General features: G+C 73.2%; 7 protein-coding genes and 5 pseudogenes. 5 read left to right on the forward strand and 7 right to left on the reverse strand.

The genetic code is table 11. The annotated features are described in order from the left end of the window. Positions 1-90: 90 nt before the first annotated feature. The 4 genes and pseudogenes from CCZ36_RS00950 to CCZ36_RS00965 form a co-directional block, all read right to left on the reverse strand. Positions 91-945, reverse strand: a complete 855-nt coding sequence (locus CCZ36_RS00950; protein ID WP_128816861.1) for an ABC transporter ATP-binding protein — start codon at positions 943-945, stop codon at positions 91-93. A 37-nt stretch (positions 946-982) separates the two neighbouring features. Next, positions 983-2089: an iron chelate uptake ABC transporter family permease subunit gene (locus CCZ36_RS00955; RefSeq protein WP_206515702.1), complete on the reverse strand. Its 1107-nt coding sequence runs from the start codon at positions 2087-2089 to the stop codon at positions 983-985. Positions 2090-2106: 17 nt separating this feature from the next. Further along, a pseudogene (locus CCZ36_RS00960) lies at positions 2107-3164 on the reverse strand (FecCD family ABC transporter permease). Between the two features lie 90 nt (positions 3165-3254). Then, the gene (locus CCZ36_RS00965) at positions 3255-4631 is read right to left on the reverse strand and encodes a lysine N(6)-hydroxylase/L-ornithine N(5)-oxygenase family protein (protein WP_069735130.1); all 1377 of its coding nucleotides are present in this window, start codon (positions 4629-4631) and stop codon (positions 3255-3257) included. Between the two features lie 536 nt (positions 4632-5167). Between CCZ36_RS00965 and CCZ36_RS00970 the strand changes: the two genes are divergently transcribed. Further along, complete coding sequence (locus CCZ36_RS00970; protein WP_128816862.1) at positions 5168-6280, forward strand: NAD-dependent epimerase/dehydratase family protein; 1113 nt, start codon at positions 5168-5170, stop codon at positions 6278-6280. Here the strand turns inward: CCZ36_RS00970 and CCZ36_RS00975 are convergent. Together CCZ36_RS00975 and CCZ36_RS00980 are read right to left on the reverse strand one after the other, a co-directional pair. Next, positions 6261-7365, reverse strand: a pseudogene (locus CCZ36_RS00975) (sensor histidine kinase). The gene CCZ36_RS00970 and the pseudogene CCZ36_RS00975 sit on opposite strands and share 20 nt — an antisense overlap. Further along, a complete protein-coding gene (locus tag CCZ36_RS00980; RefSeq protein WP_128816863.1) occupies positions 7362-8120 on the reverse strand; it encodes a response regulator transcription factor in 759 nt (252 codons plus the stop codon). Before CCZ36_RS00980 ends, CCZ36_RS00975 begins: the two are co-directional and overlap by 4 nt. A 124-nt stretch (positions 8121-8244) precedes the next feature. Between CCZ36_RS00980 and CCZ36_RS00985 the strand changes: the two are divergent. The 3 genes and pseudogenes from CCZ36_RS00985 to CCZ36_RS00995 all read left to right on the forward strand — a co-directional run. Beyond that, positions 8245-8979, forward strand: a pseudogene (locus tag CCZ36_RS00985) (glycosyltransferase family 2 protein); the annotation flags it as partial. Positions 8980-9001: 22 nt separating this feature from the next. After that, positions 9002-9657 (forward strand): annotated as a pseudogene (locus tag CCZ36_RS00990) (TIGR04282 family arsenosugar biosynthesis glycosyltransferase). Next, entirely contained in the window at positions 9654-10487 is an 834-nt protein-coding gene (locus CCZ36_RS00995; RefSeq protein ID WP_128819378.1) for a class I SAM-dependent methyltransferase, read from the forward strand. Before CCZ36_RS00990 ends, CCZ36_RS00995 begins: the two are co-directional and overlap by 4 nt. A 394-nt stretch (positions 10488-10881) precedes the next feature. On the opposite strand, the gene CCZ36_RS01005 is transcribed toward CCZ36_RS00995, so the two are convergent. Continuing rightward, positions 10882-12153: a molybdopterin-dependent oxidoreductase gene (locus CCZ36_RS01005; RefSeq protein ID WP_128816864.1), complete on the reverse strand. Its 1272-nt coding sequence runs from the start codon at positions 12151-12153 to the stop codon at positions 10882-10884. Between the two features lie 169 nt (positions 12154-12322). On the opposite strand from CCZ36_RS01005, the pseudogene CCZ36_RS01010 reads away from it, so the two are divergent. Then, a pseudogene (locus CCZ36_RS01010) lies at positions 12323-13768 on the forward strand (hypothetical protein). Positions 13769-14092 lie beyond the last annotated feature (324 nt).

The following is a 14092-nucleotide window of genomic DNA, read 5'->3' on the forward strand; positions in this document are numbered from 1 at the left end:
GAGGCCAGCCTAGCCTAACTAATCAACTTTCACCTGATCACGACGAGTTGGACCTGTCACATCGTCAAGGTCCCTTGGTGAAGCTGCTGTTCACACCTCGGACCACGGTTCGGTACGCACATGGGCCCGGCCGATCGGGACGATCAGCGGCCGGTCGCCCACCGGGTCGTCGATCACCCTGGCCCGCAGCCCGAACGCCTCGTGCAGCAGCTCCGCGGTGATCACGTCCCGGGGATGCCCCTGGGCCAGGACGGCTCCCCCGCGCATGACGACGAGATGGTCGCTGTAGCGCGTGGCCAGGTTGAGATCGTGCAGCACCATGACGACGGTGCAGCCCGACTCGTGCAGATCGTCGACCAGATCGAGCACGTCGATGGCGTGGGCCAGGTCCAGATACGTGGTCGGCTCGTCCAGCAGCAGCAGATCGGTGCCCTGGGCGAGGGTCATCGATATCCATACGCGCTGGCGCTGGCCGCCGGACAGGGAGTCCACCGTCCGGTCGGCGAGGTCCGCCACCCCGGTCATGGCCAGGGCGCGCCGCACCACGTCGGCGTCGTCCGAGGACCACTGCCGCAGCCAGCTCTGGTGCGGGTGGCGTCCCCGCGCGACGAGGTCGGCGACGGTGAGCCCTTCCGGGGCGACCGGCGCCTGCGGCAGCAGTCCGAGCTTCTTCGCCACGTCCTTGGTCCGGAGCGTGCCGATGTCCTCCCCGTCCAGGACGACAGTGCCGCCGGACGGTCTGAGCAGCCGGGTCAGGGTGCGCAACAGGGTCGACTTGCCGCAGCCGTTGGGGCCGATGATCGTGGTGATCACCCCGGGCGGGATGGCCACGTCGAGCTGGTCGATGACCGTCCGGTCACCGTATCCGACGGTGACGCCCCGGGCTGCCAGCCGTGGGACGTCCTGGACGCCGGTATCGGTCCGCGCGGTGAACTGAGCGGCCACGAGCCCCCCTTGTTGAGGTCAGCCTTACTTTTACCATCTACCGGAGGTTCGCCCGTACCAACAGGTAGACGAGGAACGGGCCGCCGATCACGGCGGTGACCACGCCCACCGGCAGACCGATCGGCAGCGCCGCGCGGGCGATCAGATCGGAGCCGATCAGCAGCAGCGCGCCCACGAGGCCGGAGGCGATCAACGGCGGTGTGGGCCACCGGGCCAGACGCATCGCCACCTGGGGGGCCACCAGCGCGACGAACGGGACCGGCCCCGCGGCGCTGACCCCCACGGCGGCCAGCAGGACCGCGCAGAGCAGCAGGACGGCCCGCACCCTGCCGAACCGGACGCCCAGCCCGGCGGCGACGTCGTCGCCCAGGTGCATCGGTTTGAACGGGAAGGCCACGGAGGCGACGACGGCCAGCAGGACGAGCGTGGCCCAGAACGCCACTTCGACCTCGTCCCAGGACCGGTTGTCCAGCGAGCCGACCAGCCATACCTGGGCGCGCGCCACGTCCCGGATGTCGGCCGAGACCAGCAGCCAGGTCGTGATCGCCTGCATCACGGCGGTCACCGAGATGCCGATGAGGATGAGCCGGAAGCCGTCGACGCCACGCCGCCAGGCGAGGAAGTAGACCAGCAGCCCCGTGCCGAGACCGCCCAGCAGTGCGGCGGCGGGCAGCCCGACCGAGCCGGTGATCGCCGCGGCGGTGCCGCCCGTCGCCGTCACCAGGAACACGGCGACGGCGCCGGCTCCGGCGGTGATCCCGAGGATGTCCGGGCTGGCGAGCGGATTGCGCGCCACGGACTGGGTGATCGCCCCGGAGACGCCCAGGGCGATGCCCACGACGAGGCCCGCCAGGGCCCGGGGCATGCGGAGGTCCATCACGACGAACTCGTCGACCTGTTCACCCTGGCCGAGGACGGTGGCGATCACCCGGGAGAGGCCGATGGGGAAGTCGCCGACGCTGATGGAGAGGCAGAAGATCAGGAAGGCCGCCGCCGCGAGGACCAGGGTGACCAGCACCAGCCAGGGCCGCCAGACGAACGACATCCGGCCGAGCCGCACCCCGGGCGGCATCGACGCCTTCACTTCGGTTCCACCGGTCCCACCGGTTCCAGCGGCCGCACCGGCCGCTTCGGTCCCGTTCATGCGCTCCTGAACTCTCCTCATGCGCTCGTGAACTTCCCTCGCCACACCAGGACCGCGAAGAAGGGGGCTCCGAGGAGGGCGACCACGACGCCCGCCTCCAGTTCACCCGGCCGTACGACCACCCGGCCCACGATGTCGCAGACCAGCAGGACACCGGCCCCGAGGAGACCGGCGTACGGCACCAGCCAGCGGTAGTCGGGACCGGTCAGATAGCGGGCCACGTGGGCCACCATGAGCCCGAGGAAGGCGATGGGGCCACAGGCGGCGGTGGCGGCCCCGGCCAGCAGGGTGACGGCGACGATGCCGAGGGTCCGGCTCGCCGCGATGTTCACCCCCAGCGCCCGCGCCACGTCGTCGCCCAGGTTGAGCAGGTTGAGGGCGGGCAGGGTGATCAGCGCCAGGGCCAGTCCGACGGCGATGAACCCGGTCACCGGCCAGATGACGTCGAACCGGACCCCGGCGACGGAGCCCGCGTTCCAGAACCGCAGCGCGTTCAGCGACTCCTTGTCGGCGAGCGCCACCGCCGTGGTCATCGCCGCGAGGAACACGGTGACGCCCTGGCCGGCCAGGGCAAGGGTCAGCGGGTTGCCCGCGCCCCTGCCGATGCTCGCCAGCCCGAAGACGACGACACCGGCGAGCCCCGCCCGACGAAGGCGAACCAGACGTACTGGAACGGGTCGGTGAACCCGAACACGGCGATGACCGACACCACGGCGAAGGAGGCCCCGGCGTTCACCCCCAGCAGTCCGGTGTCGGCGATGGGGTTGCGTGTGTACCCCTGGATCAGCGCTCCACCGACCCCCAGGGCCAGGCCCGCCACGATCGCGAGAACCGTCCGGGGCACGCGGACGGTCTGGACGATGAGCCGGATCTCGGTGAGCTTCTGGTCGGGCTCGGGCTCGGCGAACAGCGCGTGCCAGACCTCGGCGGGGCTCAACGCGCGCGCCCCGACGGCCAGCGACACGGTCGCCGCGACCAGCAGGGTCGCCGTGAGGACGACCAGCCCCGTGACCCGGCGCCGGTGGGTGTCCGTCGCCCCCTCCGGCACGGGGCGCTCCACTGCGGTGGTGAACATGACGAGGAACGATATCCCTTTGATCGGACCGGCCATGCCCGGTCCGCCCGAGGGGTCACCGGGCGGACCGGACGTCGGACCAGCGGTGTTTCAGAGGTTGCTGGGAGCTGCCTGACTCCCCGCCCCCTCTGCTGCCTCGACCGTCGGCCGGGACTCCTCGGAGGCGGCTCCGCCCCGCCGGCCGAGCAGCGAGTCCAGGATCTCGCCGACCCGTATCGCGGTGTTGGAGAGCAGCGAGGTGGTGATGCCGTGCGTGTGCTCCGTACCGCCCTGGAGGTAGATGCCACAGCGCAGGGCGGGATCGGTCGAGATCCGGTAGTCGCGCCGCACACGTACGCGGCCGGCGTCGTCGCGCAGGCAGTGCTCGCCGACCCGGCCGAGGAGGGCGAGCGGATCGGCGGGGCTGTAGCCGGTGGCGAACACCACGACATCCGCGTCGAGTTCGGACTCCTCGTCGGTCACCAGGGATCTCACGGTGGCGCGGACGCTCTCGGGCTTCTCGACCACGCCGGTGACCCGGGAGACGTTGAGGAAGCGCAGCCGTTCGGTGCCGAGGACCTTCTCCCGGTACATCTGCCGGTAGAGGTCGTCGATCAGGTCGATGTCCACCACGGAGTAGTTGGTGTTGCCGTGGTAGGCCATCAGCCGGTCCTTGACCTCTTCGGGGGCGGCGAAGAAGTCGTCCACCGCGCCGGGGTCGAAGATCCGGTTGGCGAAGCTGCTGTCGTCGGCGGGGCTGTAGCCGTAGCGGGAGAAGACCGCGCAGACCTCGGCGTCGGGGAACCTGCGGTGCAGGTAGGCGACGTTCTCGGCGGCGCTCTGGCCGGCACCGACGACGACGAACCGGGAGGGCGATTCGCCTTCCAGCTCTTCGACCTTGCGCAGCAGATCGGAGTTGTGCCAGACCCGGTCGCCGCGTTCCACACCTTCCGGCATGAGGGGGCGCAGGCCGGTTCCGATGACGAGGTTGCGGGCGCGGTGGACGGAGAGCCCTTCGGCGGACCGGACGGTCACGTCCAGGTACTCCACGGTCCCGTCGTGGAGGTACGGCGTGACCGCGACGACCTCGTGTCCGTAGGAGACCAGGTCGTCGACCTTGGCCGCCGCCCACTCGAAGTAGTCGTGGAACTCCACCCGCAGCGGGAAGAGGTTCTTGTGGTTGATGAAGTCGATCAGCCGGCCCCGGCTCTGCAGATAGCACAGGAAGCTGAATTCGCTGGCCGGGTTCCGGAGCGTCACCAGATCCTTGAGGAAGGAGACCTGCATGGTGGCGTCGTCGATGAGCATGCCACGGTGCCAGCCGAAGTTCGACTGCTGCTCGAAGAAGTGGGCGGTGACCGAATCCTGCCTGCCGACTTTGCTGTTGTGCTCGCTGAGCGCGATCGCCATGGCCACATTGGACGGGCCGAAGCCGATACCGATGAGGTCGTGGACCAGTGGTGTGTCGCCAGGAAGGCCCTGAGACATGTCACTCCCATCATCCGGGAAAGCCGCCTGTCAGGCGTGAGGGGAAGGGTTCGCTGAGTGGGGCACGCCGACGGGCCACGCACCCAAACTTAGGTGAGCCTAAGCTCATCAACTCGCCTTGTCGATAGGGCACATGGAGACGATCTGCACTGGCTGTCCGTCAATTCTGGCTCAAACCAATCGGTGTTTGCCCTCGTCGCGAGACACTCCGGCGCTCCCCACGCGGCTGCACGGCGAACAACCGGCACCAGCCGGCCCCGAGGACGGCCGGTTTTCGCACCATGGATCCGGAGGCGATCGTCCACCACCCGGGCGCCGGACGGCCCGGCGCTCCCACCGGCCGGGCTCAGCGCCCGTCCGCCGCCCCGACGGCCATGCCGTCGGGGCGGCCGTTGAGACAGGCGGGGGCACTGGGCCCGGAGATCCTGACCGCCGAGGGCCGGTGACCGCCCACCGCGCCCGCAGGTCCTTACGGAGTCGTGACGTGTGCGCGCCGCACCCCGGCCGTCGCCGCGCCGGGCCCTAGCGTGGCCGTCATGCGCGTACTGGTCACCGGCGGAGCCGGGTTCATCGGGTCACATGTCGTCGCCGCCCTCGCCGCGGCCGGGCACGAGAGCGTGGTGCTGGACGCCCTGCTGCCCTCGGCCCACCCCGGTGGCACACCGCCCGAGCTGCCGGGCGGCCGGGTGGTCGTCGGGGACGTCCGGGACCGGGAGGCGGTGGCGGACGCGTTGGCCGGGGTGGACGCCGTGTGCCACCAGGCGGCCATGGTCGGCCTCGGCAAGGACTTCGCGGACGCCCCGCTGTACGTGGGGTGCAACGACCTCGGTACGGCGGTGCTGCTGGCGGAGATGGCGGCGGCCGGGGTCCGGGACCTGGTGCTGGCCGGGTCCATGGTGGTCTACGGCGAGGGTCGCTACGACTGCCCCCGGCACGGCACGGTCCGCCCCGGCCCGCGCGCGGAGGCCGACCTGCGGGCGGGAAGCTTCGAGCCGCGCTGCCAGGACTGCGGGGCGGAACTGACGCCCGGTCTGGTGGCCGAGGACGCGCCGGCGGATCCCCGCAACGTGTACGCGTCGACCAAGCTGGCCCAGGAGCACCTGGCCGCCGCCTGGGCACGGGCGACCGGCGGCCGGGCGGTCTCCCTGCGCTACCACAACGTGTACGGGCCGGGCATGCCGCGCGACACCCCGTACGCGGGGGTCGCCTCGTTCTTCCGCTCGGCCCTGGCGCGCGGCGAGGCCCCCCGGGTCTACGAGGACGGCGGCCAGCGGCGCGACTTCGTCCACGTCCACGATGTGGCGGCGGCGAACACGACGGCCCTGGAGGCGGTGCGGGAGCGGCGGCCCGCGTCCTTCGCCGCGTACAACACCGGCAGCGGTGAGCCGCACACCATCGGCGAGATGGCCACCGCGCTGGCCGACGCGCACGGCGGGCCGGACCCGGTGGTGACCGGGGAGTACCGCCTCGGCGACGTACGCCATGTCACGGCGGACTCGCGGGCGCTGCGCGAGGAGCTGGGGTGGCGGCCCCGGGTCTCCTTCGCCGAGGGCGTGAAGGACTTCGCGGTAGCCCCGCTGCGCGATGCGCGGGGCCGGGAGAGCCGGGATCGCCGGGAGGAGGACGCCGTCACGCTGTCGGGAGCGTGACCGAGAAGCAGCAGCCGCCCCGGACGTTGCGGACCTCGGCCCGTCCGGCGTGGGCCTCGACGATGCCGCGCACGATGGCGAGCCCGAGGCCCGCCCGGCCGGCGGGGTGCGGGCGTGGCTGCCGCGCCAGCCCGTGTCGAAGACCCGGGGCAGATCCTCCTCCGGAATGCCGCCGCACCCGTCGGTGACCGACAGCACGACACCCCGTCCGAGCGGTGCGCGGCGACGGCCACGGTGCCGTCGGGCGGGGTGCGGCGGATGGCGTTGACGAGAAGATTGCCCAGGACCCTGCTCATCTCCTTGCCGTCGACCTCCACCGGCACCTCGTCGATCCGGTCGCCGACCAAGCGCACCCCGTGCTCCCGGGCGAGCGGGTCGGCCCCGGCCAGGGCGTCGCCGACCAGCTCGTCGAGGGAGATCCGGGCCGGCTCCAGGGTGAGCGAACCGGCCTGGATCCGGGAGAGTTCGAAGAGGTCTCCGACCATGCCGTTCATTCGCTCGACCTCGGTCCGTATCTGCCGTAGATAGCGCCCGGAGTCGGCCGCCATGCCGTCCTCCAGCGCCTCGGCCATCGCCCGGAGACCGGCGAGCGGGGTGCGCAGATCGTGCGAGATCCACGCGACGAGCTCGCGCCGCGAGGTCTCCAGCGCACGTTCCCGCTCCCGCGAACTGTCCAGTTTCGCGCTGGTGGCGGCCAGTTCACGGGCGAGCTCGGCCAGCTCGGCAGTGGGCTGTCCGGCGGGTGCGGCGAAGGTGCCGCCGTCACCGAACGACCGGGTGGCCAGTGTCAGTTCACGGCTCCGGGCGGCCACCCAGCGGCCCAGCAGAACGGCGGTGGCCAGGGAGACCACGGCGGCCATGGCGACGACGGTCGTGACGACGTAGAGGTCATGGGACGAGAGGAACATCGCCCAGCAGACCGTCAGCGTCCCGGCGAGCATCGCCGCCACGGCCACTCCGGCGACGACGCTCAGCGAGACCACCAGCGAACGGTGCCGCAGGAGGCGCAGGACACCCGCGCCGAGGAGCCCCGCGGCAGCCGCTCCCAGGAAGGCGAAGAGCGCGATGAGCAGGACGTCGGTCACCGCGACCGGCCTCCCGCCCGGCCCGCGGCCGCACCGGCGCCCGGGCCGTCCGCGTCCAGGTCCAGGCGGTACCCGACGCCCCAGACCGTGCGGATGAGCCGGGGGCGGGCCGGGTCCTCCTCGACCTTGCCGCGCAGCCTGCGGATATGGACGGTGACCGTGGAGAGGTCACCGAAGTCCCAGCCCCAGACCTCCCGCATCAGTTCCTCCCGCCCGAACACCTTTCCGGGGTGCCGGAGGAAGAAGGCGAGGAGGTCGAACTCGCGCAGCGTCAGGGCGAGTCCACGCCCGTCACGGTGGGCCCGCCGGGCCACGGGGTCGAGGCTCAGCCCGCCCCAGGACAGCGGACCGGCCTCGTCCACCGGTGCGACGGCCCGGGCCCGGCGCAGCACGGAGTCGACCCGCAGGACCAGTTCGCGTGGGCTGAACGGCTTGGTGACGTAGTCGTCGGCACCGGTCTCCAGGCCGAGGATGCGGTCCTCCTCGTCCCCCCGGGCGGTGAGCATGATGACGGGGACCGGACCGTGCTCCCGCATGCGGCGGCAGACCTCGAACCCGTCCATGGCGGGGAGCATGAGGTCCAGGACGACGAGGTCGGGCCGACGGGCCGCAAACAGTCCCAGTGCGGCGGGTCCGTCATCGGCCTGCTCGACGGCGTAACCGGCGCGGTGCAGATAGCCGACGACGACTTCGGCGACCGTCGGGTCGTCGTCCACGACGAGGATCCGGCCGCGGGCGGGCGGGGTGTTCTCCATGGCGTCCACTGTGGCATCCCGCTCCCGGCACGCCGTGGCCCGATCACCCCCATCCGGCCGATGTCCATGTTTCGTAAGAACCTGATGCCTAAAATGCCCGAGTTGTCTCCGTAGGGTGAGGCGGGTGACTGATTCTTCTGCCACCCCTCCGCGTCCGCCCGCCCCGCACACCGGTCTCCCCAAGGCCGACATCGTTCTGCCCTGCCTCGACGAGGCCGCTGCTCTGCCCTGGGTGCTCGATCGCATCCCGGACGGCTGGCGGGCGATCGTGGTCGACAACGGCTCCACCGACGGTTCGGCCGAACTCGCCCGGTCCCTCGGCGCGAGCGTCGTCACGGAGGAACGGCGCGGTTTCGGCGCGGCCGCGCACGCCGGGCTGCTCGCCGCCGAAGCCGAGTTCGTCTGCTTCTGCGACTGCGACGGCTCGCTGGATCCCGCCCTGCTGGCCGGCTTCGTGCGGCGGATCGCGGACGGCGAGTGCGATCTGCTGCTCGGCCGCCGCCGACCCGAGGGCCGGGGCGCCTGGCCGCCGCACGCGCGGGCCGGCAATCTGGCGCTGGCCCGGATGCTGCGCCGCCGGACCGGCCTGCGCCTGCACGACCTCGGACCGCTGCGGGCGGCCCGCCGCACCGATCTGCTGGCCCTGGACCTCACCGACCGGCGCAGCGGCTACCCGCTCCAGATGGTGGTCCGGGCCTCGGACGCCGGGCTGCGGGTCGCCGAGAGCGACGTCCCCTACCGGCCGCGGACCGGGAAGTCGAAGGTGACCGGGACATGGCGCGGGACCTGGCACGCGGTGCGCGACATGCGGGGCGTCCTGCGCGAGCCACCGGCGGACCGGGCGCCCGGCCGGGCCGCCCACGCGGGGGCGGGGCCCCGCGATGAGCGCGTACGGGCCCACGGGGCCGACGGAGCTGCTGGTCATCGCGAAGGAGCCGGTGGCGGGACGGGTCAAGACCCGGCTCTGCCCGCCCTTCTCCCCCGTCGAGGCCGCCGAGCTGGCGACCGCGGCCCTCACGGACACCCTGGAGACCCTGCTCACCCTCCCCGCCCGGCGGCGGGTCCTGGTGCTCGACGGGCGGCCCGGCCCTTGGGCGCCCCCGGGTTCGAGGTGGTGCCGCAGAGCGGGGGCGGTCTGGACGAACGTCTCGCGGCGGCCTTCGGCGGGTGCACCGGGCCGGCCCTCCTGGTCGGCATGGACACCCCGCAGTTGACGGCCGGGGTGCTCGCTCCCGCTCTCGCCCCGGACGCCTGGGACGGCTGCGGGGCCTGGTTCGGTCCGGCCGAGGACGGCGGATTCTGGGCCCTGGGCCTGGCGGAGCCCGATCCGGCTCTGCTGCGCGGGGTGCCGATGTCCCTCCCGGAGACCGGCGCGGTGCAGCGACGCAGGCTGGTGGAGGCCGGGCTCGTCGTGCGCGATCTGCCGGTACTGACCGATGTGGACACCGCCGACGACGCCCATCGGGTCGCGTCGGCCGCGCCGGGCGGCCGGTTCGCCGGGGTGCTCGACCGGCTGACCGGGGCGGAGGTGCGATGAGTACGACCGTGCCCTCGTCCGAGCTGACGGGGTCGGCCCCCGCCGAAACCGGTACGGGTCCGGCCGCGCCGCGCACCGCTTCCTGGGGCGCCGACCCGTACGCCAACGCCCTGCGCACCGGTCGTGGCCCGCTTTTCCTGCGCCGCAGCGACGGCTGGCTGCTGCCCCTGGACGTGGAGCGCTGGTGCTCCGACGCGGGCTCCGCCGACCTGTCCGCGCTGCACCGGTGCGAGGGGCCGGTGCTGGACATCGGCTGCGGACCGGGGCGGTTGGTCGCCGAGCTGGCCTCGCTCGGGCACCGGGCACTGGGCATCGACGTCAGCGAGACGGCGGTGGCCCGCACCCGCGGCCTCGGCGGTGCGGCCCTGCTCCGCAGCGTCTTCGACCCGCTGCCCGGGGAGGGCCGTTGGGGCACCCTTCTGCTCCTCGACGGCAACATCGGCATCGGCGGGGACCCGGCCGCGCTGCTGGACCGGGCGGCCGATCTCCTCCGCGCCGGCGGGCTGTTGATCGCCGAGACCGCCCCCGTCGATGTGGACGAACGGGTCCGGGTCCGGCTCGACGACGGCCGGGGCGGACCGGGGGCGAGCACCGCCCCCGCCGGGCGCGAGGCCGACGCCGAGCCGTTTCCCTGGGCGCGGATCGGGACGCCGGCCCTGCTGCGGCACGCCGGCGCGGGCGGCTGGCGTACGGCCGATCAGTGGGGCGCGGAGGGACGGACGTTCGTGTCGTTGCGCCGTCCCGTACGGGAGCGGAGCGCCCGGACCAGCAGCCAGAGTGCGGAGAGCGCGAAGAGCGTGCCGGAGATCAGCAGCCAGTTGCCGAAGTAGACGTCCGGGGTGGTACCGGCGGCGGCCAGGTACCGCCGTTCGGTCCGCCGGGCGATCAGCGGGAACCAGATCAGCAGGAGCAGCCCGGAGAGGAACGCCGGCACCCGGACGAAGTTCACCAGGGCCGTCCGGGGGCCGAGCGCGGCCCGCAGCGCACGGTCGGCCCCGGCGTACACCGGCAGCAGTACCAGATCGTGCAGGACGGCCGCCCCGGCGAACCAGAGCAGGACGCCGACGGTGTCCCCGTCCAGCAGCCGTACGCCCGCGTAACCGGCCAGGCAGAACGTGGCGGCGAGCAGGATCAGGTGGAGCGGGCCCTCGGCGTACGGGCGGCGGGATGAGAACCGCGAGCGGCGGGGTGCGGCGGAGGGCGGCGGCACGGCGCGGGTGGACATCACAGCTCTCCGAACGTCAGGGTCTCGACCCACTTGGTGTTCAGCACCCCGGGCGCGGCGGGGACGATGATCCGGGCCGGGTAGCCGTGGTCGGGCGACAGCGGGGCGCCGTTGACCTCCAGCGCCAGCAGCGAGCGGCCGTCACGGACCTGGTTGTCGCGCAGTGCGGCCTTGCGGAAGGAACCGCTGCGCTGGAGTGACTCGACGAACACCCCCGGCGGCCGGTCCGGGTGTCCGGCGAGCGCCGCCAGATCGGCGAGCCGTACCCCGCGCCACTGCTGGTCGGATGTCGACCAGCCCTCCACGCAGGCGATCGGGAGCTCCGCGGTGTGCTGCTCCATGGCCAGCAGTTCGGCCCGGGAGAACCGGAACTCCCCGGCCGGCCCCCGTACCGTCAGCCGCCAGTTCTCACCGGTGTCGGCGGGTGTGATCCGTACGGCGGCGGCGGTCTTGTTGATCTGGAAGGCGTTCGGTCCCGGCCCCGGGTCGGTGCCGCCGCGCGGGGTGAGGAGCGCGATGCGGCGCAGCGGCCCGTCGAAGCTGCGGCCGGCGGAGGTGATCAGGAGGAGCAGGGAACCGGCCCCGACCATGGCCAGCGCGCCGCGCCGGGACAGGGTGGCGGGCAGCGGGTCGGGGGCGGCGAGGGTGTCCGCCTCGCCGCGCGGGATGCCGTTGCGCAACACCCGTACGGCCTGCGGCGCCTTGAGGGCCGTATGGGTGACGAACCCGGCCAGGAAGACCCAGGCGCCGTAGAAGTGCAGGGTGTAGAAGGAGCCGGGGAAGAGGTAGTCCAGCTGGATGTTGAGCAGTCCGGTGAGGAACTCGAACAGCGCCCCGCCCACGAGCAGCAGCAGCGAGATCCGCTCCAGGGCGTGGCCCACGGAACGGGCGGGCGGCAGCGCGAAGAGCCGGGGGATCACCGACCAGAGCTTCGCGAGCAGGACGGGCACGAGCACGATGCCGACCGTGACGTGCAGCCCCTGGGTCAGCCGGTAGAGCCAGTGCGGGCCGGTCGGCCAGGAGAACAGGTAGAAGCCCAGCAGGCCCTTGCCCGGGGTCTTGTCGTTGACCCGGTTCAGGTCCGGGTTGTAGGCGGCGTACGAGAGCAGACCGGTGACGAACAACAGGGAGAGGCCGACGAGCAGGACGACGCCGAGCACGGCGGTGAAACGCGCCCCGCGCACGGGGCTGCGCCAGAACCCCGGGTTCGCGGGCGTGCGCCGGGTGCTGAGCGTGTCGGGGAGGGAACGGATGCGGCGGCGTTCGGGCATGAGGCCGACGCTAAGCGCGGAACACCGTCCACGGGCGGGTACGACTCCTGACGGAAATCTGACGTCGGGGCCGGACGAGACGACGGGCGTCACCGCGCGGGCGCGGCGGGGAGGAACGGATCTGACGGTTCGGTGACGCGGCCCCGCCGGACCGCCCGATCGCCGCCCGATGTGCATAGCGTGCCAGCGTGAAGACCGAGGACGTCACCCCACGGAGACCGCCGGCGGCACCGGGCACGGCCCGCCCGCACCGCCGGACCGCATCGACGAACGCGCCCGGCGGGCGGACCTGATCACCGCCGCCTGCGGCGTGCTGCTGGTCGCCGCCGCCGTGCTCATCGGCCGGGTCATCCAGGACCGGGACGGAACCCTGTTCGCCCAGTGGCCGCCCTTCCTGGCCTCCTGGGACCCTCACCTGGGCCCCGGCACCCCCGCCGCGCTGACCATGGCGGCCCTGGTCGTCGCGTACGGCCCGTCGCTCGCCGCCCGGCTGCCCTGGCGCGGGCTGCTCGCGGCGGCCTGGGCGGGATCCATGGCCTGGGTCTTCTCGATGGCGCTGATCGACGGCTGGCACCGGGGGTCGAGCGGCGGCTCACCACCAAGCACGAATATCTGCGGGTCATCGACCGCTTCGCGGACATCCGCAACGCTGCGCGGCTTCACCGACCACATCCTGCTCGACGCGCCCGGCAACTGGCCCGCCCATGTGGCCGGGCACCCGCCAGGGGCGACGCTGACCTTCGTCTGGCTGGACCGCATCGGGCTCGGCGGCGGCGCCTGGGCGGCGGTCTGGTGCGTCGTGGTGGGCAGTTCGGCGGTGCTGGCCGCCCTGGTCACCGTGCGCGTGCTGGCCGACGAGCGCCTGGCGCGACGTGCCGCGCCCTTCCTCGTCCTCGCCCCGGCCGCCGTCTGGGCGGGCGTCTCCGCCGACGGGTACTTCACGGCCGTCGCCGCCTGGTCCGTGGCGCTGCTCGCCCTGGCCGCCACCCGCCGGGTCCGCTTCCCGGCGGTGGCCGCGGCCGGCGGAGGTCTGCTGTTCGGGTGGACCTGCTACCTCAGTTACGGGCTGGGGCTGATGGCGGCCGTTCTGCTCGCGGTCCTCGTGCTCGCCCGGACCGCCCGCCCGGTGCCGGTGTTCCTGCTCGGCGCGCTCGTCGTACCGGTGGCCTTCACTCTCGCCGGGTTCAACTGGTGGACCGCCTATCACCTGTTGGTCGAGCGCTACTACCAGGGTGCGGGTGGCGTCCGCCCGTACGGCTACTGGGTCTGGGCCAACCTGGCCTGCGCCACCGTCGCGGCCGGGCTCGCCGCCGTCGCCGGGCTGCGCCGGAGCGCGGCGGCCGCACCCGGTGCCGTACGCGCCCTGCGGGGCGGATCCGGGGCGGCCTCCCCGGAAGGGCGGCTGGCACTGCTCGTCCTGGCGGCGCTGGCGGCGCTGCTCGCCGCGGACCTCTCCGGGATGAGCAAGGCGGAGACGGAGCGCATCTGGCAGCCGTTCCTGCTGTGGCTGCTGCCCGCGGCGGCGCTGCTGCCCCGCCGGGGGGTGCGGTGGTGGCCGGTCGCGTCGGCGGTTCCGGCGCTGCTCGTCAACCACCTTCTGTGGACGGGGTGGTGAGGGCCGCCCGGCGGGGCGGCCCTCACTCGGCGTCCAGGTCCCGGCGGCGGAAGCCCGCCTGTCCCGGCGCGATCGGTCCGGCCGCGACGGCGGTCGGGGCGAGCAGCGGGGCCCCGGCCAGGGGGGCGGCCGGGAGTTGGGGCACATGGCCGCAGGGTGACAGGTATCCCGTTGTCACCGGCCCCACGGACACCGCCGGTCCGGCATGGTGTGCCCGGACGCCTCCGCTCACCGCATCCCGCGGTACTGGCGGGCCGTACCGCGCCCGCCCCGAAGCGGGCCCGGGCGCGGTCGGCCGCGGCCTCGATGCGGTGGGCCCGGTCG

The sequence above is a fragment of the Streptomyces sp. S063 genome (assembly GCF_002832675.1).
Lineage (GTDB): Bacteria > Actinomycetota > Actinomycetes > Streptomycetales > Streptomycetaceae > Streptomyces > Streptomyces sindenensis.